Origin of the sequence: Geobacter sp., assembly GCA_009684525.1 — a bacterium.
GTDB lineage: Bacteria > Desulfobacterota > Desulfuromonadia > Geobacterales > DSM-12255 > Geoanaerobacter.
Genome location: WKKR01000001.1, coordinates 1,296,147 through 1,313,849 on the forward strand (window position 1 = coordinate 1,296,147; position 17,703 = coordinate 1,313,849).

22 protein-coding genes and 1 pseudogene are annotated in these 17,703 nt (G+C 50.4%); 10 read left to right on the plus strand and 13 right to left on the minus strand.

Annotation, left to right across the window (positions count from 1 at the left end):
* Nucleotides 1-5 precede the first annotated feature (5 nt).
* The 13 genes and pseudogenes from GJT30_05710 to htpX all read right to left on the minus strand — a co-directional run bounded on the left by GJT30_05710 (nucleotide 6) and on the right by htpX (nucleotide 10,703).
* Entirely contained in the window at nucleotides 6-1,013 is a 1,008-nt protein-coding gene (locus tag GJT30_05710) for a GHKL domain-containing protein (protein ID MSM39100.1), read from the minus strand.
* 52 nt (nucleotides 1,014-1,065) lie between these two features.
* The gene (gene ftsA, locus GJT30_05715) at nucleotides 1,066-2,280 is read right to left on the minus strand and encodes a cell division protein FtsA (protein ID MSM39101.1); all 1,215 of its coding nucleotides are present in this window, start codon (nucleotides 2,278-2,280) and stop codon (nucleotides 1,066-1,068) included.
* 85 nt (nucleotides 2,281-2,365) lie between these two features.
* Nucleotides 2,366-3,208 carry a hypothetical protein gene (locus GJT30_05720; GenBank protein MSM39102.1) on the minus strand — a complete coding sequence of 281 codons (843 nt, stop codon included), beginning with the start codon at nucleotides 3,206-3,208 and terminating at the stop codon, nucleotides 2,366-2,368.
* A 141-nt stretch (nucleotides 3,209-3,349) separates the two neighbouring features.
* A complete protein-coding gene (gene pal, locus GJT30_05725; GenBank protein ID MSM39103.1) occupies nucleotides 3,350-3,925 on the minus strand; it encodes a peptidoglycan-associated lipoprotein Pal in 576 nt (191 codons plus the stop codon).
* Between the two features lie 323 nt (nucleotides 3,926-4,248).
* Nucleotides 4,249-5,160: a protein translocase subunit SecF gene (gene secF, locus GJT30_05730; GenBank protein ID MSM39104.1), complete on the minus strand. Its 912-nt coding sequence runs from the start codon at nucleotides 5,158-5,160 to the stop codon at nucleotides 4,249-4,251.
* Between the two features lie 10 nt (nucleotides 5,161-5,170).
* Nucleotides 5,171-6,772, minus strand: a complete 1,602-nt coding sequence (gene secD / locus GJT30_05735; GenBank protein ID MSM39105.1) for a protein translocase subunit SecD — start codon at nucleotides 6,770-6,772, stop codon at nucleotides 5,171-5,173.
* A 324-nt stretch (nucleotides 6,773-7,096) separates the two neighbouring features.
* Nucleotides 7,097-7,447 (minus strand): hypothetical protein, encoded by a 351-nt coding sequence (locus GJT30_05740; GenBank protein MSM39106.1) that lies wholly within the window; start codon nucleotides 7,445-7,447, stop codon nucleotides 7,097-7,099.
* Nucleotides 7,448-7,696: 249 nt separating this feature from the next.
* Entirely contained in the window at nucleotides 7,697-7,960 is a 264-nt protein-coding gene (locus tag GJT30_05745) for a thioredoxin family protein (protein ID MSM39107.1), read from the minus strand.
* 179 nt (nucleotides 7,961-8,139) lie between these two features.
* Entirely contained in the window at nucleotides 8,140-8,718 is a 579-nt protein-coding gene (locus GJT30_05750; GenBank protein MSM39108.1) for a formylmethanofuran dehydrogenase, read from the minus strand.
* Between the two features lie 98 nt (nucleotides 8,719-8,816).
* Entirely contained in the window at nucleotides 8,817-9,263 is a 447-nt protein-coding gene (locus GJT30_05755) for a DUF2721 domain-containing protein (GenBank protein MSM39109.1), read from the minus strand.
* Nucleotides 9,257-9,523, minus strand: a complete 267-nt coding sequence (locus GJT30_05760) for a hypothetical protein (GenBank protein MSM39110.1) — start codon at nucleotides 9,521-9,523, stop codon at nucleotides 9,257-9,259. Before GJT30_05760 ends, GJT30_05755 begins: the two co-directional genes overlap by 7 nt.
* A 44-nt stretch (nucleotides 9,524-9,567) precedes the next feature.
* On the minus strand, nucleotides 9,568-9,786 hold the full coding sequence (locus GJT30_05765) for a ribbon-helix-helix protein, CopG family (GenBank protein MSM39111.1): 219 nt from the start codon (nucleotides 9,784-9,786) through the stop codon (nucleotides 9,568-9,570).
* Between the two features lie 41 nt (nucleotides 9,787-9,827).
* A pseudogene (htpX, locus tag GJT30_05770) lies at nucleotides 9,828-10,703 on the minus strand (zinc metalloprotease HtpX).
* Nucleotides 10,704-11,493: 790 nt separating this feature from the next.
* Between htpX and ssb the strand changes: the two are divergent.
* The 10 genes from ssb to GJT30_05820 all read left to right on the plus strand — a co-directional run bounded on the left by ssb (nucleotide 11,494) and on the right by GJT30_05820 (nucleotide 17,695).
* Nucleotides 11,494-11,913: a single-stranded DNA-binding protein gene (gene ssb / locus GJT30_05775; GenBank protein ID MSM39112.1), complete on the plus strand. Its 420-nt coding sequence runs from the start codon at nucleotides 11,494-11,496 to the stop codon at nucleotides 11,911-11,913.
* Nucleotides 11,914-12,026: 113 nt separating this feature from the next.
* Nucleotides 12,027-12,986 (plus strand): hypothetical protein, encoded by a 960-nt coding sequence (locus GJT30_05780; GenBank protein ID MSM39113.1) that lies wholly within the window; start codon nucleotides 12,027-12,029, stop codon nucleotides 12,984-12,986.
* A gap of 123 nt (nucleotides 12,987-13,109) precedes the next feature.
* Nucleotides 13,110-13,277 (plus strand): hypothetical protein, encoded by a 168-nt coding sequence (locus GJT30_05785; GenBank protein ID MSM39114.1) that lies wholly within the window; start codon nucleotides 13,110-13,112, stop codon nucleotides 13,275-13,277.
* A 12-nt stretch (nucleotides 13,278-13,289) separates the two neighbouring features.
* Nucleotides 13,290-14,264, plus strand: a complete 975-nt coding sequence (locus GJT30_05790; GenBank protein ID MSM39115.1) for a hypothetical protein — start codon at nucleotides 13,290-13,292, stop codon at nucleotides 14,262-14,264.
* A gap of 86 nt (nucleotides 14,265-14,350) precedes the next feature.
* Entirely contained in the window at nucleotides 14,351-14,554 is a 204-nt protein-coding gene (locus tag GJT30_05795) for a hypothetical protein (protein ID MSM39116.1), read from the plus strand.
* Nucleotides 14,551-14,820, plus strand: a complete 270-nt coding sequence (locus GJT30_05800) for a hypothetical protein (GenBank protein MSM39117.1) — start codon at nucleotides 14,551-14,553, stop codon at nucleotides 14,818-14,820. The genes GJT30_05795 and GJT30_05800 overlap by 4 nt, the downstream gene beginning before the upstream one ends.
* 40 nt (nucleotides 14,821-14,860) lie before the next feature.
* Nucleotides 14,861-15,265 (plus strand): TSCPD domain-containing protein, encoded by a 405-nt coding sequence (locus GJT30_05805; GenBank protein ID MSM39118.1) that lies wholly within the window; start codon nucleotides 14,861-14,863, stop codon nucleotides 15,263-15,265.
* Between the two features lie 98 nt (nucleotides 15,266-15,363).
* Nucleotides 15,364-16,305, plus strand: coding sequence for an AAA domain-containing protein (locus GJT30_05810; protein MSM39119.1), 942 nt, complete (start codon nucleotides 15,364-15,366; stop codon nucleotides 16,303-16,305).
* Entirely contained in the window at nucleotides 16,302-16,709 is a 408-nt protein-coding gene (locus GJT30_05815; protein ID MSM39120.1) for a hypothetical protein, read from the plus strand. The genes GJT30_05810 and GJT30_05815 overlap by 4 nt, the downstream gene beginning before the upstream one ends.
* 29 nt (nucleotides 16,710-16,738) lie before the next feature.
* On the plus strand, nucleotides 16,739-17,695 hold the full coding sequence (locus GJT30_05820) for a DUF3150 domain-containing protein (GenBank protein ID MSM39121.1): 957 nt from the start codon (nucleotides 16,739-16,741) through the stop codon (nucleotides 17,693-17,695).
* Nucleotides 17,696-17,703: the final 8 nt, after the last annotated feature.

A 17,703-nucleotide genomic window follows, 5' to 3' on the forward strand; every position in this document is an offset into this window, starting at 1 on the left:
ATATTTCACAGCATATTAGCTGGCTTCAAAGGCAAGTCTATGATCACTTCTGTACCGGAATTTTTTTTACTTTTTATTCGAATAGTTCCGCCGTGCGCTTCAATGATTTTTTTCGAGATAGGAACGCCAAAACCGGTCCCTTCGTTTTTTGTCGTGTAAGTCAGCGTAAAAAGATTATCCAATGTCTCTTGATTCATTCCGGCTCCATGGTCCTTGATTGTAATCGTAAGCATATTCTTACCGCTTGCAATGGTCACGATGACATTTCCACCTTGATATGAGGCGTCAACAGAATTATCAATCAGGTTGACTAGAGCCCGTTCCAATTGGAAGCTATCAACCTTACAGATTAGAGGCTCAGGCGGGGAGTTAACCCTAAAACTCACTCCTTTCGTTTCTGCCTTTATAAAGCACGATTCGCAAGCCCGCTGAATACTTTGCCTAACATCCCCCTCTGTGGAATCCAATTGTATTGGCCTGGCAAATTCGAGTACCTCGTTAACTATCCTTTGCATGGTCATTGCAGATTCCGTGACTGTCTGAGCCGCAAGTGAAGTGTCGCCTTTACCTTCCTGGATGCGACGAGCAAACCCCAGAATCGAGATGAGCGGGTTCTTCAGGTCATGCACGATTACGGTCGCAGCTTGGCCGATACCAGAAAAATAACGTTCCTGCTCCGCCTGCCTGTGTCTTTTCCTCTCCCGTGTAACAAGTTGGCCTGCAAAAATAGCGACCAACCCGCTCAACACCACATGCAACGATCTATCAACCAATTGTGGAACTGAGTTCGCCCAACCTCCGAAAAACATGGGAGTGTATGCTGCCGAAACAAACAGATAGGTCACCAGAGCGCCTTTCGGACCAAAACGCAACACACCAAGAATCAGTGGGATGTAAAACAGTTCGTTCAGAACAATGTGATTCGAAAACCACTGCATTGACAATAAATGCAGACACAGGATCAGTATAGTTGTAATGACAATCACAGCAACATGGTAGTATTGTTTTTTCATGCGTGCCCGTGCCTCCTAAACCAAATCATCAATAATCGATTTCTGATCACGTTTATCCCCACAGACAGTTAATCCTCAACCTGAGTTTATCAAATAAGGTTTCCGTTTGAATTTCCGGCGTATGCTTAACCTTGAAGCCACTCAATACGAGACCGACACCTGTGGAAAACTGCGGCAAGCAGACGCTATCAGCGAGTCCGCTGATATGCCGTGGTTCGCCTACCCGTACCGGCATGTTGAGCACCATCTCGGCCAGCTTAACCATACCTGGAAGGCGCGAAGAGCCACCAGTAATCACTGCACCGGCAGCCAGGTTACTTTTGAATCCTGAACAAGTTAGCTCCCTGTTAATAATGGTGAATATTTCGTTAGCCCGGCAATAAAGAATGTTGCGAATGCTGTCCCTGGACACAAAGCGATTGCGAACGCCAATTGTCGTAAGGAGTTCAACCGGGGGTTCTCCGTCCATTATGTCTCCCTGACAACAACCATGGATACATTTGACTTGCTCAGCTTCGCTTGTAGTAACGCGTAGCCCAACAGCAAGATCACTGGTCAAGTGGTTGCCGGCAACTGGTATCACAGAAGTATGCCGGAGCGTCCCTCTTCTGAATGTTGCAATATCCGTTGTACCGCTGCCGATGTCGATCATGACCACCCCAAGATCCCGCTCTTCTGGCATAAGCACTGCCTGTGCAGACGCCAGAGGCTGAAAGATAACTTCATCCACTACCAATTCAGCCTGCCCGCACGCCTTCACGATATTCGCAACACTTGCAGATGCCGCTGTGACGAGGTGTACCCGAGCCTCCAGCCTCTCACCGCTTATTCCCAGAGGATTCTCAATTCCATCGTATGAGTCAACGATGAATTCTTGTGGGATAACATGTAGCATTCTGCGGTCTGCAAGAAGCGGTACAGCTTGCGTCAAATCAATGACCCGTTGCACGTCATTCTTTGTAACTTCGCGCCCCTTGAGCGTCACCATGCCGTTAGAGTTTTGACCATGCATGAATCTGTCGGCAATCCCCACCACCACGTTTTTAATGGAACATCCAGAAATGAGTTCCGCTCCCTCTATTGCTTTGCGGATTGACTTTACTGTGCTCTCGATATTAATCACAAAACCTTTACGCAACCCACTGGTTCGGGACTGGCCAATTCCGAGAATCTCAATATGATCGTTATGCTGCCTCCCAACCACAGCGCAGATCTTGGATGTACCAATATCCAGCCCAACAACTATGTTTTCATTCGCATGTTGCATTATGACTCCACTCTGTGTTCATACTATTGGCGCTAAAACGGTACCAAGACTGCATGTGGTGCACATTATCTGTATTTGCGCCAAGTTAATCAACGCGATCAAAGTACTTCGCTATTTCTTCAGTCAATGCCTTAATTGTGTATTCACTGGGTTCGACATGAACCTCCAGCCCGAACTTATTACACGTTTTGGAAGTAATCGGTCCGATACTCGCTATAACAACTCCTTGCAAGAGTTTCGCAAAGCGCTGCTCACCAAGAAGGCTTGCGAGATTGGTGACCGTGGAGGAGGCAGTGAATGTAACACAGTCAATCTGCCGTTCCTCCAAGGCTATTACTAATTGAGTAGGGATCTTGTCTTGTGGCAGATTGCGGTATGTAATCAGATCTCTGACATGTGCTCCCTGTCGCAGAAGTCCATCTATGACAACATCGCGGGCGCAGTCGCCCTTGGGGAAAAGCACCCATCTATCTGTCATCTCCAGTCCGGCAAAAGCAGCAACGACTCCTTCGCCTGTGTAGTTACTTGCTATCAGGTCAACGCGTACACCATTGTCGTGCAACAATTCTGCGGTCTTTGGCCCTACGGCGCATATCCGACAAAAATTCACGGTACTGACGTCTAAATCAAGCATCTGTAGACGTTCAACAAAATTGCCGACCGCATTTCTGGAGGTAAAGACGACCCAATCGAACGCTGTCAACGTTTTCAAAGCGACGTCTAAGTCTGCGTAGCTTTCCGGCGGTGCTATCCGGATGGTCGGATATTCCAGTACCCGTGCACCTTTGGCTTTTAGTAGACATGCAAATTCCTCGGCCTGTCCGGCAGCCCTGGTCACAAGGATCAGTTTCCCATGCAAACGAACCTTATTGGAATTGTTGCTCTCCCGTAACAGGACTTTCGTCGCGGTAGTCACCACTTCCTCCATATTGTTTAACTACTTTTTCGAGGCATGAGAATTACCCTCTTTAGAGAAAACGTCTAAGTGAGAAACTACCCTCTACGTATACTCTCGTTTTCAATAAAGAGGGTTCATTGAATATGTTCATGTCAGTGAGAAAAATTGGCACTATTTGATAATAACGAATTCAGCGCGTCTGTTTTGAGCCCACACAGCTTCATCGTGTCCATTATTAAGTGGCATTTCCTTGCCATAGCTAATGACAGAAAGCCGTGCAGAAGGGACTCCCAATGTCTCCAAATAGTTGAATGCTGCCTGTGCCCGCTTTTCACCTAAGGCCAGGTTGTACTCATCTGAACCATGTTCATCACAGTGACCTTCAATCTGGATCTTGACAGCCGTGTTTTTCTTCAAAAGATATTCAGCGTTCTTGCTTAAAGTATCACGAGCAGCATAACCCAAAAGGTATGAATCGAAATCGAAATGGATTTTCTCCAAGATAATTTCACTGACTGCCAGCACCTGAGTTTCTGACGATGCTTTCACAATACCAAAAGTTGACCCTGCTGATTGCTTTTCTTCACGTGGCAGTGTGTCATTTATGAACGGTTCAGCTAAATTCTTCTCGATGTGTGTTGTAATTGAAGATTCTTCCTTCTTTACCATTTCTTTGTTGGCACAACCATTGACCCAAAAGGCACCGCAACAAAGAATCAAGAAAACACCTATCATCCGGTTACACATAATTTCACTCCGTAATTTGATTTGTTGGCTAAAATGAGAGTTCTATAATTGCAGTTCGCCTCTAGACTTTCAATCCAGATAGCCCCGCACTTACTGCATTCAAGCATGTTGTCAGCATACCCTTCGGAATGTATGTTGATTTCGATCTTTCTGTGATCGCTGCATATCGGACATTTCATGGTGTTTTCTCCATCATGTATTTTAAGTAGCACGCAAATTCAAATGCCTGCCCGGCAGCAAAGGATTCTACCGGGCAGGCAATCGAGATTGACTCTTTTGACGGGAAACTCACCTGAATCGTCACTACTTTCTCTCCTTGATGGTTATTTGCTTGCCAGCTCACTTTTTCTACTTTCCAATTCAAGAGCAATCGGGCTCGCAATGAATATCGAAGAACACGTCCCTACAACTATGCCGATGACCAGCGCAAAGGCAAAGTCATGAATCACTTCACCACCGAAGAGCAGCAGGGAAATTGCAGCCATAAACGTGGTCAAGGAAGTTATTACCGTCCTGGGCAGGACTTCGTTAATACTCCCATTGAACACATTTATCAGTGGTTCGTTCAGGTTCTTACGCAGGTTTTCCCTGATCCTGTCGAAAACAACCACCGTATCGGTCAGAGAATACCCGGCAATCGTCAAAACTGCCGTTATGAAGAGAAGGTTTATTTCTTTGTTCATTACATAAAACACGGCAATCATGGCCAGAACATCATGAAGTGTGGCGATGGTCGCACCAATGCCAAATTTCAGATCAAAGCGCCAGGCAATATAAATAATGATGCCGAGCATTGAAATGCCAACTGCGACTAGGGTGTCCTTTTTCAGTTTTTCACCAATGGATGGGCCGATCTCGGTGGAACTTTCCACAACAAAGGCATTCTCCGGCAACTCTTTCTTGAAAACAGCAGTTATTGTGTCCGCGACACTTCCCGACGCCAAAGTGGTCTTGCCCACCTTGATGAGTAATTTATTCGTTTCCTTAACCTCCTGCAGATTGGCCTCTTTGAGATTGTTATGTGCCAGGGCAATCCTGGCCTTTTCAATGGAAACCGGTTGGCTGAAATCGAGCTGAACTGAAGTCCCGCCTGAGAAGTCAATTCCCATGTTGGCGGCATTTCTCGCGATCTGGACAATGCCAATGACGCCGGTAATCGCTATTAGTGCTGCAATGACAAAAGAAATCTTTCTCTTGCCGACAAAGTCTATATTGGTCTTTTTTATGAGTTGCATCATTGCCTCCTTAAATACTGAGCTTCTTCACATCAAATCGGCGCAAGCAACTGTCAAAAATGACTTTGGTTGCCACCAGAGATGTGAAGAGGTTTATGATAATGCCAAGGCTTAACGAAACCGCAAATCCTTTGACCGGGCCGGTCCCGAACTGAAAGAGGACCGCGGCCGTAATCAGTGTAGTAATGTGAGAGTCCATAATAGTCATGAAAGCCTTGTCGTAACCTACGTCAAGACTCATTCGGGGTGTTCTGCCAAGCCTGATTTCTTCCTTGACCCGTTCGAAGATAAGGACGTTCGAATCAACCGACATGCCGATCAACAGGACGATGGCTGCGATACCGGGCAAAGTAAGGGTAGCCCCGAGGGCCGCAAGCGCCCCCATAAGAAAAAGTACATTCAGTACCATACCTATATTAGCAACCACTCCTGCCATGCGGTAGTAAATTGCCATGAACACCACCACTAGCACTACACCTATCCCGCCGGCTGTCAGTCCCTTGGCGATCGAATCCTGACCAATGGAAGGCCCGACAGTGACATTTTGAACTATCTTTACCGGTGCCGGGAGCGACCCCGCGCGCAGGACGATAGCCAGGTCCGCCGCCTCTTTCTCGCTGAAGCTTCCTGAAATCTGTGCACTGCCGCCGGATATCCGTTCACGAATCACCGGCGCCGAGTAAACATTGCCGTCGAGTACTATGGCGAAACGCTTTCCCACATTAGCAGCAGTTACCTGGTCGAAAAGCCTGGCTCCGGTTGTGTTGAAGTCGATTGCCACATACGGCTGATTGAACTGTGAATCTATCTTCACTTGCGCATTGGTAAGAAGGTCGCCGGTGATAATGGCTTTCTTCTTCACCACGATCGGGATATCCTGAACTGATGTACTAGCTGAATCAGATCGTTTCTCCACGAGTATTTCTTCGTCTTCAGGGATGGTCCCAGGCGTAGCAGATGTACCGGTAATTTTCTCGTCAACCAGCTTGAATTCGAGACGGGCAGTCTTGCCAATCAATTCTATGGCCCGCTTGGGATCCTTTATGCCGGGTAGTTGAACGACAATATGATTTATCCCATCTCGCTGAATTACCGGCTCTGACACGCCGAACTGATCGATTCTATTGCGGATGGTTTCAAGTGATTGTGCAACCGCCTTGTCTTTCCTGTCTTTGATGGTGTTTTTGTCCATACGGAGCTGGATGATAACAAGTCCGCCTTCATCAGTCGGGGGAATCAATTCATACTCAGGATACTTTTTCTTTATAAGCTGCTGTTCGCTTTCAGCAGTTCCCTTGTCGTACAGTGTCAGCTGGATCAAGTCTTCACCAACCCTGGCGACCTTCTTGTAGCGGACATTTCTGGTATTCAAGGAATCTTCAAGGTCGGTAGCAATCAGATCGAGAGTGCCTTCAACGGCCTTTTGTGTGTCAACCTCCATAACAAGGTGGGTACCTCCCTGGAGATCAAGACCAAGGCTTATTTTGTCCTTGGGAAGAAGACCACCCCACCATGAAGGGAGTTTGGTAACCAGTGTCGGCGTGAGATAAAGAAACGATAACAGCGCAAAAAACGATATGAGACATATGCGCCATGAAATACTCTTGGACATGGGTGTTGTTCCTTTCTATTATGGTTATTCGGGGTACGAGCAGCAGAAAAACATTCAGTTATGCAGACAACCAGTCTTCTAACTGCATGCTGTTCAGGCTGCGAAAGCTCCCATTGTTTTATGATGAGGCGGTATCCCCGGATATCATCAGGTAGTTTAAATTTACGCGACATGCTTGCATCAAGCAGATAAGGGGCCACTACTGCATGCACGTACCTGGCAGCAGAGACTCGAATAAACTGCTAGCATAGATACTTCCCCAGTGTAAAAAAAGCTGGGAAGACGGCAATTGCAAGCTACAGATGTTGCGAGGCAGTGGTGGTGTTACGCGGGTGGAGCTCTGGAGTGACCAACTGTGATTGTTGCAGAAGCAAAGGAATGAGAGTCAAACTGTGAAGCAGAAATGTAAACGACAGGGTACTTGAATTGATGTTCGTTGTTGAAAAGATCGAAATGCTGAGCAGCTTTTGCAGCCTTTAACTGAGGGGACTGCAGAAGGGTTTTAACAACAGCACTGGTTGACGGTTCGGCTTTTTGTGAACTTGAAAGCTTGGGATCCTGAGGGTTTGATAAATTGGGTAAACTTATCCCTTGGAAAATAAAAATCACTGCAGCCATCATGACTAGTGGCAGCAAATATTTCCTGCTTGTGGGATAAAATCCGAATATTTTCATATCATTAACCTATACATTATCATTGCGTTACACAAGAACAATTTATTTATCCATGTAGTTGGGTTAGGCGTTGTAATTATTTGTATCATGTATTCACGTTAGAACGGACCATCAATCATCACTTTAAGCATCTCAGGCAAGAAGACATAAGTGATCTAATTTCTGGCCCCCCTTCACCTGTTATCCCTGCCGAACAGGTGCTCCGGTAGATATTTAGATATAGACCACCCCATCTTCATCCACCAACTGTTACGAAAAGGTCGAGTGATTTTGCTGCAGAAACTTCATGATTTTCTCCGGCGGTAGAGTTTTTCCAGCAAATAATACAATCCCATTTACAATAAGTGCTGGGCCTGATTTCACCCCATATTTCAAAATGGTCTTGATATCATTAACCAACACAACTTTCCCGTTCATACCGCATGCCTTTAAGGCTTCCAATACATTGCCGAATAAGGTGTTGCGTACTTTACCAATAGTTTCGATAACTTCAATTTTCATTTTGCCTCCCATGGGGTCACAAACTTCTAACTCCCGGTAGCCGTTTAGACAATATTTTTGGAGCCGTCCCTTCAAACAGGATCGGGTCGACGCCTATTACTCAACAGGATCGAGGCAATACTTGCGGTTCATACCTAGGTCTACCACGAGCATGACCGTCAGCAGCAGGGCGAATGCCATCCACATGGACATCAGCGGTTTCTATCCTCCGCGGAAAGGAGGCTGACAACCACCACCTCTTGCTCGGGGGCGGTTTTCAGCCAGGAAAAAATCTCTTCAATTTCCCGTTCCAGTTGATGCAGTTCCGGCGACCCGGAAGGGAGGGCCTTTGCCTTTTCCCCTAGGTCGCGGCTTTTCAAGCCAAGTTCTTCCGCCTTCCTGGTAAGCCGGGCCTCAATCTTCAGTTTGTTCCCTTCGGCAGTCAGCACCAGCCGATGTTCGTCACGATCTTCGACTGACTGGGCGGCATTCCCGTAAGTGGTCTCGGCACCGAACTGGACACCGTCCACCGGGCAGGAAAGGTCATAGTAGCGCGACGTGAATTTACCAGTACCCCCTGCCTTTTTCAGCGATTCTTTTGCCGCCAGCCCGATACGGGCGCCGAAGATCGATCCGGCGCAGACGTGACCGTGAAAAGCCTCCAGTTGGCTAAACAGAGCAGGATCTGGTTTCGCGCCGGTTGCCGCATTGGCATTGGAACACGAGATAGCCAGCGACATGACGCCGGCAAAGGCAACACAGGGTAGGATTCTGCAATATTTGGTTTTCATTGGTTCCCTCCGAAGTTATTTAGCTGCACGTTTTGGCAATCGTTATTTGATCTTATGCAGCATATTCTGGTTTTCCATTTTTGACCACAAGTGACATCTCAGTGTGGACCAATACGAAGATTGGAGGTCGCAACATAGATCTCCCGTAGGAAGCTGAGCAACCCGATAACCAGTGACACCATGACCAGGATAAAAAGCACTGCGACTAGCACAGTGATATCAAGATGCACAAATTGATCTATAAAAAGAACGGCGATAAGCGTGCAAATTATAAGTGCGGCTGCGGTGCAGAAAGTAATGGCTCTTCCTATTAGTTTTGCTCTACGTGACAGAATTGCGAGGTGCGACTTGTGATAATCAACTTCATAAGTTTGGAACTCGCTTACCAGCTTTGTTTCCCACTCCCGTGCCAGGTCAATTATCCGATGCAGCCTGGTAATCATTACCCCAAGCAACGTTCCGATTGCGGTCAACAGAAATACCGGAGCTATGGCAAGTTGAATAACCCGTGACATACCTTCAGGCAAAAAGACGTCTTTCAACATGTTGCCTCCCTGTAATTTTCAAGACATTCCTTCATTGAATAGAAACTTTTCCCTGTTATCAGTTTATATACCTCGGGACCCTTCTCTCCGAGCATTGCAAGCATCTCATCGGGCAAAGAAATCATTTCAGACATTCCCAAACTCCCAAGAAAATCAGCAAGTATCTGCTTGCCCATACTCGGCATCGGCTCTCCATGCCGATATCTGTCCATTGACCAGAACCTGCTTGTATCCGGTGTCAGACTTTCGTCGATAAGCATCAGTTTTTTTTGCTGTAATAGAGTCTCCGACTGAGTCGCCTTTCTTACATGCACAGTTTGCGTTGTTTGGATCTCCACAGATCAATGGCCTCTCTCATGATTTCGGAGATGCTTTTGGATGTTGTCTTGATCATCTTTTCCAACGTCTTTTTTTCGTCATCGCTGATGCGCAGTGAAATGACATTCTGCAACTGCTCTGTTTCTTTTTTATTCTTTTTGGACGATTTCGGTTCCCTGGTGATAAGTTTTCTTGTGTAAGACATGGTTTCCTCCTGTGTGGTGTGCCGGGCAGTAAGCCCTGCTGTTAGTGGTGGTCAGAAGTCTGGGTGACCAGTGCTTCGAGTCGTGCGATACGCTCCTCCATTGGCGGGTGGGTGGAAAAGAGCGACAGCATGCCGCCGCCTGTCAGTGGGTTGACGATAAACATATGGGCTGTGGCAGGTCTCGCATCCTGCATCGGCATGACCTGCGAGGCGTTGTGCAGCTAGCGCAGAGCTTCAGCCAGGGCGAGCGGTCTACCGCAGATTTCAGCACCAGAGGCATCCGCCAGATATTCGCGGGAGCGGGAAACAGCCATCTGGATAAGCATCGCCGCCAGCGGTGCGATGATCGCCATGGCCAGCGAACCGATCAGGCCGCTTACTCCGCCGCCCTCATCATCGTCAACCCGGCCGGCGCCGAACATGGCGCCCCACTGCAGCATGTTGCCGAACATCGAAATTGCGCCGGCAAACGTTGCGGCAATGGTAGAGATCAGTATGTCGCGGTTTTTGACATGGGCCAGCTCATGGGACATGACGCCTTCCAGTTCATCCGGGGAGAGGATACGCAGGATGCCTTCGGTGGCGGCGACAGCGGCATGTTTCGGATTGCGGCCTGTAGCGAAGGCGTTGGGGGATTCGTCAGGTATGATGTACACCCTGGGCATGGGGAGCCCTGCCTGCCGTGCCAGGCGTTCGACCATCCCGTAGAACAGGGGGTGAGCCGCCTGGGAGATCTCCTGGGCGTTGTACATCCTGAGGACGATCCTGTCGGAAAACCAGTAGGAAGCGAAGTTCATGACGGCCGCCATGCAGAAGGCAACCAGCATGCCACCCTGACCACCGATGACGCCCCCCATGAAGACTAGCAGTATGGAGAGCAGGGAGAGGAGAAATGTTGTTTTAAAACGGTTCATCATGTGACTACCCCCGGCGATGTATTTTTCGCCGGGGGTAATAAAAAAGACCTTTACCCCCGGCATTATTGCCTGGATAAAGGTCTTGTTGGCAGATTTCTGCCCCGGTCCCGGGTCTTTCGACCGTATTGACGGAATCCGGGTCGGCCTTGTCTGTGGCCGATAACTACTCCCCTTTAACTTACAGTATGATGATAAGCACTTGTTCAGAGGATGTCAAGAGATTCTAACGGGCGACTTAATCGCAGGCTCGCTCAATAAACGAATCAAGCTCGTATTGTTTCAATGTCTTTCTACATGTTTCCAGACAGTTACCACATAATATTTCTATTGACAACTTGCTTTTTCATTGTTAACTATCTAAATATTATAGACTCTTTCACCAAAAGAGACTCCGCGAGCTTTCATGCTTCCGGACAAACTTCTTCGGATAGCCCGAGGAAGAATCGCCCCGGCAGGGATGTGACCACCGAAAAGATCAGGCCGCAGTTGCCCCTTTTCGGATGATGTTCGGAACAGGCATTTATGCCTTCCGAATAGTCGTTTGGGTAAAGCGACTTAAATACATTTTACAGGTACGTCCATTTTCGGACACTGCCTATCAAAACAACTATTGATGAAGATACGACCCGTTCTGGCACTTGCCGGAGTGGGTTTTTTGTTACTCAAATTCCGCGACAAGCCTTATAAGCGGCGGATACTTTCACCACATCCCGACCGGGAGACACTTTGTTCTCTCCCTACGGGACAGACATCTGCCTCTTTGCTTCGGGAAAACCAACAAGGAGGCAGTATGGCAAGTTTGAACCGTGTAGAACTCATCGGCAACCTAGGTCGTGATCCTGAAATCAGGTACACACCAGGAGGCACCGCTGTCGCAAGTTTTTCACTCGCGACCAGTGAGAAGGTAAAGAACAAAAGTGGCGAATGGGAGATCCGGACCGAGTGGCACAACATCGTCCTCTACGCACGTCTCGCAGAAGTAGCTGGCGAGTATTTGTCGAAAGGAAAAAGTGTCTACCTCGACGGTAAACTCAAGACCCGCAAATGGCAAGATCGGGACGGTAAAGATCGCTACACAACCGAGATCATCGGCGACAAGCTTCTTATGCTTGGTAGTAAAAATGGCAGCATTCCCGACGGGAGTGACGACCAGCCATCAAACAACCAGGCACATGAGGACATTCCGCACGATGACACCGATCCGTTCTAGGTAACAGCCAGCAACCACAACTCAACAGTCCTACGGGGAGACATTACCAAATCCCCAAAGGGATTGGTCTGTCTTCTCTGTCGGACACAACCCCCAGAAAAGGAGACAGACAGATGAACGCATCAGCTCAAATTATTCCCATCAGTCCCACCGCATCATCCCTCACTCACCACGCCGTTAACATCAGTGAACTGAAGGCCCAGGTAAACCTGATCCAGTACGTCATGCGTGACGTCATGAAATCAGGCGAGCACTACGGCACCATTCCCGGCTGCGGAGACAAAGCAGTTCTTCTCAAACCGGGCGCCGAAAAGCTCATGCTTACCTTCAGACTGGCAAACGACGTGGATGTGGAAACCATCGACTTGCATCTCGGCCATCGTGAGTATCGCATCAAGGTGACGCTTTACTCACCAGCAGGCCAGCGTCTTGGTACGGGTGTCGGTTCGTGTTCGACCATGGAAAGTAAGTATCGTTTCCGTGTCGGTCCAGTTGAACTGACGAATAAACCGGTACCGAAGGGATACTGGGATCTTCGCAAGGAGAACCCGGCAAAGGCGCAGGAGATCATCGGTGGACGCGGCTTCAGCGCAAAAAAGGATGAAAGCGGCAACTGGAAGATTGCCAGGCAGGGAGAAAAGGTCGAACACGACAATCCTGCCGACTTTTACAACACATGCCTGAAAATGGCCAAGAAACGCGGCTTGGTGGATGCAGTACTTACCTCGACCGCTGCCTCGGACATTTTTACCCAGGACATCGAGGAAGATCCTGACCTTTACGGTCAGACTGAAAACAACGGTGGAAACAGTGCCGGCACTGCCAGCACTACCTCCGGGACTTCACAGACTGCCAATAAGCCGGACAGCCACCCAACATCCCACGAAGCCGAACCTGTTTCGACTTCGGAGATCATCGGGTATCTGACGGCTAAGGGAATCAGGATGGAACTCTCCGCAGATGAATCGGAGATCTCCGCCTTTCCCGACTTCAACGACACCTCAGCCCGCCAATGGCTGAAAGACCACGGCTTCAAATGGGATGGCAAAGGCAAATGCTGGCAGTACCGGTAGTGCCTGACGTTCCGGATTGAACTTCACTCACAACCTACCTCTGCAGGGAGACAACGACTTTCTCCCTACCGGGGGTGTCTTGTCTCCTCTGCCGGGTAAACCCACAGACAAGGAGACAAGATCATGACTACCCACATCATCAAGCACGTAACCATCAAAGGCTGTCAGGTGCCGGTCTATGCTCCCACCAAGAAGGAATTCCAGGTCAGCATTGACGTCACCCGGATCATTACCGGCGTTATCTTCGGCTCGCTGCTTACCGCAGTCGGCGCTATACCGTTTCTGATCTGAAAGGAGACAGCCATGAGCAAACTCGCTGCTTTTCTGGGAAAGGCTATTCCAGCCCATCAACAGAAACAATCATCACATCTCGGTGACCGTACATTATACGTCGGAGCATCAGATATTGCCGGCTGTCCACGTAAAGCGGCACTCGGTAAACAAAACCCGTCCCCTCACGATATTACAACACTTCTGCGTTTTTCCCGTGGCCACGCCGCGCAAGCCATGTATGCAGATTTCTTCAGGACCGGTGGCGCCCTCTTCGAAGAAGAAGTCGAAGTGAAGCATCCGCAGTTTCCAGAGATCAGGTGTCACATTGACTTTCTGTTCTATGCGAACCGACAGACCAAACGGATGCACATCGTGGAGATGAAATCGACCGACGGCATCCCCGATGAACCCTACTCATCATGGGTGGATCAGCTGCATGTCCAGATGGGCCTGCTGCAACGCACCCTCGATCCGGCAGTGGAAATTGGCGGTTCGATCCTGGTGGTCGATCTCAATGCGGGAACGTACCATGAATTCAACAGCTATACCCCCAACAGACTGGTATTCGATCAACTTGTGGAAAAGGGAAAACATATCCTTGCGGCAGCGCGAGGAGAGTGTGCCCCTCGAACCGAACCAGGAATTCTCTGCGGTTACTGTCCGTTTCGCACCGGCTGTCCTACCCATGCTGTCGCCCTGGATCTCCCCCGGGAAATACTTGATGCCGGCAGGAAGTATCTGGAGCTGAATGAGCAGAAGAAGGCTCTCGAAACCCGGCTGGACGTCCTGAAAAACGACATCCTCACCTTTGCGGATGGCACGTTCAAAGGGGCTTCGGACGGGATACTGATCAACGTCACCTCAGTGGCGGAGTCGGTAATGATCGACAGCTGCAAGCTCAAGAGAAACTATCCTGACATCTATGACCAGGTCAAGAAGCCGAAAGCCGGTTTCGTAAAACTTGAGATCAAACCCTTCATTCCGCCAGTAGCACAGGCGGCCTGAACCAACCCCACCAGGGGGCATCACGCTCCCCATGGGAACTCTCCATTCATGGAGGCGTGTCTGCCCCCAGTGAAAGGAGATTACCGATGAAAATCTATCGTACCGGTACGTTACCGCCTGACCTCAAGTCCTTCACCCGGGAGAACAGATACGAAGATCTGAAAGAGGCTCTTCAGACCATAGCGTCACTGATCCTCATTGCAGCAATGCTCTTCGTATTCATGTTTGCCGCTGCAGCTCCACCGGAGCCCCAGGTTTATCCGAAGGGCTGGGAGGAGGTGCGAGGATGAATGGACCAGTCAACATTATGTGTTCGGGAGATGAAAATCATCTTCCTGATGTCGCCATGGATGAGGTCAACCTGTCACTGCACGGGGCAAACCGCTTCCTGGAGCGCGACATTCCGTTGGAGGCTGTCGAGGGTGTCCGTCACCTTCTGCCGCTCCTCAACGAGAAGCCGCTCAAATTCAGGTACAAGGGGGTACTTGTCGTTGTCCGTCTGGTCAACGGTTTACCCAGGATCATCACTGCCTGGAAAGTCCCTCCCGCAACTTAGCAATCACACGGCAGCACACTGCCAGGACAAGGAGGCCATTATGAGCCCAAAAATTCCACGGCCCAAGGCTGTTACCGGTTTCACCATCGAACGCCGGTCGTCATGCGGCAAGATCTACACCACGGTAACACTTTCCCCGGGCACCGCTGTTCCCATGGAAATATTCGTGCGCTTCGGCAAAGCCGGAGGATGCGGTTCCGCCATGGCCGACGGCATTGCCAGGCTGGTCTCGTACGGTCTCCGTTCGGGACTGGAAGCAACCGATGCCGTCAAAGCATTGAGCGGTATCGGCTGTCATCTGGGGAGCAATACCTGTCTCAACTGCGTTGCCGAATCAATCCGTCTGGTACTCGCACATCTTGAAACCGGACGAGACCTGAACGACCTGATTGAGGAAGCGGCTCTTGCAGAGGCAAACGCCGTAAGCACCCACGAATTCAACTGACACTCATCACCCATCGAGACCTGGCAGGGAGAGCACGACATCCCTGCGGGGGAGTCTGTCTCCCTGTCCGGTTACCACACACTGTACAGGAGGCAGGCATGAACTACGAAATCAGAAGCACGTTCAATATCGACGCGCCAAAATCAGTAACCATCAAGGGGAGAACACCGGGACATCCAGCGGTTCCCCAACAGGACATCCAGTACATATTCCGGCAATCAACCCTGTCGGATCTGTTCACTTGGTATCTCCTCGGCGAACGCTCACTCTACCTTACCGGCCCGACCGGCTGCGGCAAATCTTCTGTCATCATCGAGGTTGCCGCCCGTCTCAATATCCCCCTCTGGAATGTTGTCGCCCACTCCCGGCTGGAAACACCGGAATTGATCGGCGGCTACCGGATCAATGCCGGCGGCGGGATGGATTTTGTACATGGGCCGCTCATCATTGCCATGAAGGAAGGTGGCTGGTTCCTGATCGACGAAATCGATCTGCTCGACCCTTCAACTGCTGCGGGACTGAACGGTATTGCCGAAGGCCGCCCCATCACCATTCCGGAAACGGGAGAAGTGGTAACGGCTCATCCGGACTTCCGTTTCATCGCCACCGCCAACTCCAATGGAGCCGGAGACGCCACAGGCCTCTACCAGGGGATTCTGCGGCAGAACCTGGCTTTCCTCGACCGCTTCTACATGATCGAGGTCGGTTATCCCGACCAGGACATCGAAAAGAAAATTCTGACCGAAGTGGCGCCATCCGTCGGCAGCGACATCAGAGACCGCATGGTGGCCATCGCTAACGAGATCAGAGCCCTGTTTGTCAAAGGGGAGACGGAAGTCACCCTCTCGACCCGCACCCTGATCCGGTGGGCACGCATCACCGCCTTCCAGGGACGGGCCGCGGCCAGTCAGGGGATGTCCAACGGCGAAACGCTTACCAAGGCCTTCGACCGGGCACTCGGCTTTAGGGCTGAACCCGATACCCGAACCGCCCTGCACGCAGTATTGCAGCGGCACTTCGGGGACCGGAGGTCGCCATGAACCGATACAGGAGCATCAAATCATCACTGGATCTGCATCTGCAGGATCTGGTCAGGAATCACGACAAGGTTTATCACCTGGCGGTTTTCGAGCGGGACGACGGCGGTTATGACGTTCTGTACCGCTATGGCCGTCGCGGCTCGACATTGCGCCTCGGCATCCTGAAAGGTGGGGAAAATCTCCGTGATTATCAGACCGCCAGCAGACTCATGAACCGAAAGGAAGCGGAACAGGTCAGAGGCGACGGCTATCAGTATGCCGACGGCATTACCCCCGGCGTCTGGAATGACCTGCTTGCCGCATCCACAGCCACTCAGAATATCCAACAGCCACCCGCACCACCTGAACCAGAGGTTCCCGCGCCGGCAATTGGCGGTAACGGACCAAAGTCCTGGTTTTGGTAACTAACTACAGTCCCACGAAAGGAGACATCATGAACAACTCTACCATCAGCAAAGTACTCCAGGGTCTGGTCCTGGTTCACCTCAGTTTCTCCGTCTGGTCCGGCAAGAAGAAACTCCGGCCGGAAGATTTGAAGGGTGCGAATCTGCCACCCGACAAGCTCGCCTCTCTCGGGTCCAAGCGTATTTTTGATCCTGATGCCCTCAAGGTGTTCGCCACCCTGAAGCGTCAGGCTGAACGCGCCTGCGAAGAGGTGGGAGTCAGATTCCTTGGTGGCTATGCCATTCCCGAGGAAAAGCTGGCTCCCCTTATGGAGAAGATGGAACAGGTCGAACAGAGCTTTGCCACGGCAAAGACTGACTTTCTGTCGGCATACGACGACAATCTCAAGGACTGGCTCGCCGAAGCCGGTGAGTGGTCTGAGATCGTCGCCCGTGCCGTGGAACCGGCCAATCGTGTTGCAGAACGGCTCTCCTGCGGTTTCACTGCCTTCAAGGTGGAAGCCCCCGGAGAGACTGCTTCAGCGGTACAACCGCTGGAACGTCAGGTTGACAGTCTCGCGGATCAGCTGATCCATGAGATCGGCGCCCTGGCAAAATCAACCTGGGAGGAATCGTACCGGGGTCGCACTTCCGTTACCCGGAAGGCATTGCGCCCCCTCAAGGCGATCCTCGACAAACTATCAAGTCTGAGCTTCGTTGGCCCTGACAAAATCAGCGGCCTCGTTGCCAACGTACATGCGGCGCTCGCCACCGTACCCAGATCCGGGCCGGTCACCGGGGCAACCCTGATGGGGCTAGTCGGAGTATTGTGCGAGCTGTCCGACATTGCCGGTTTCATCACGACCGAGGAACGGGAAGAAATGCTGCAACCGCTCCCCGAACCTGAAGTCGAACCGGAACCTTCTGCACCTCTTCCACCAAAGACCGTAACCATCATGCCACAGCCGGTACAGCAGATTGAAGCGCCGGCTGTCTGGTTCTGGTAAGGAGTCGC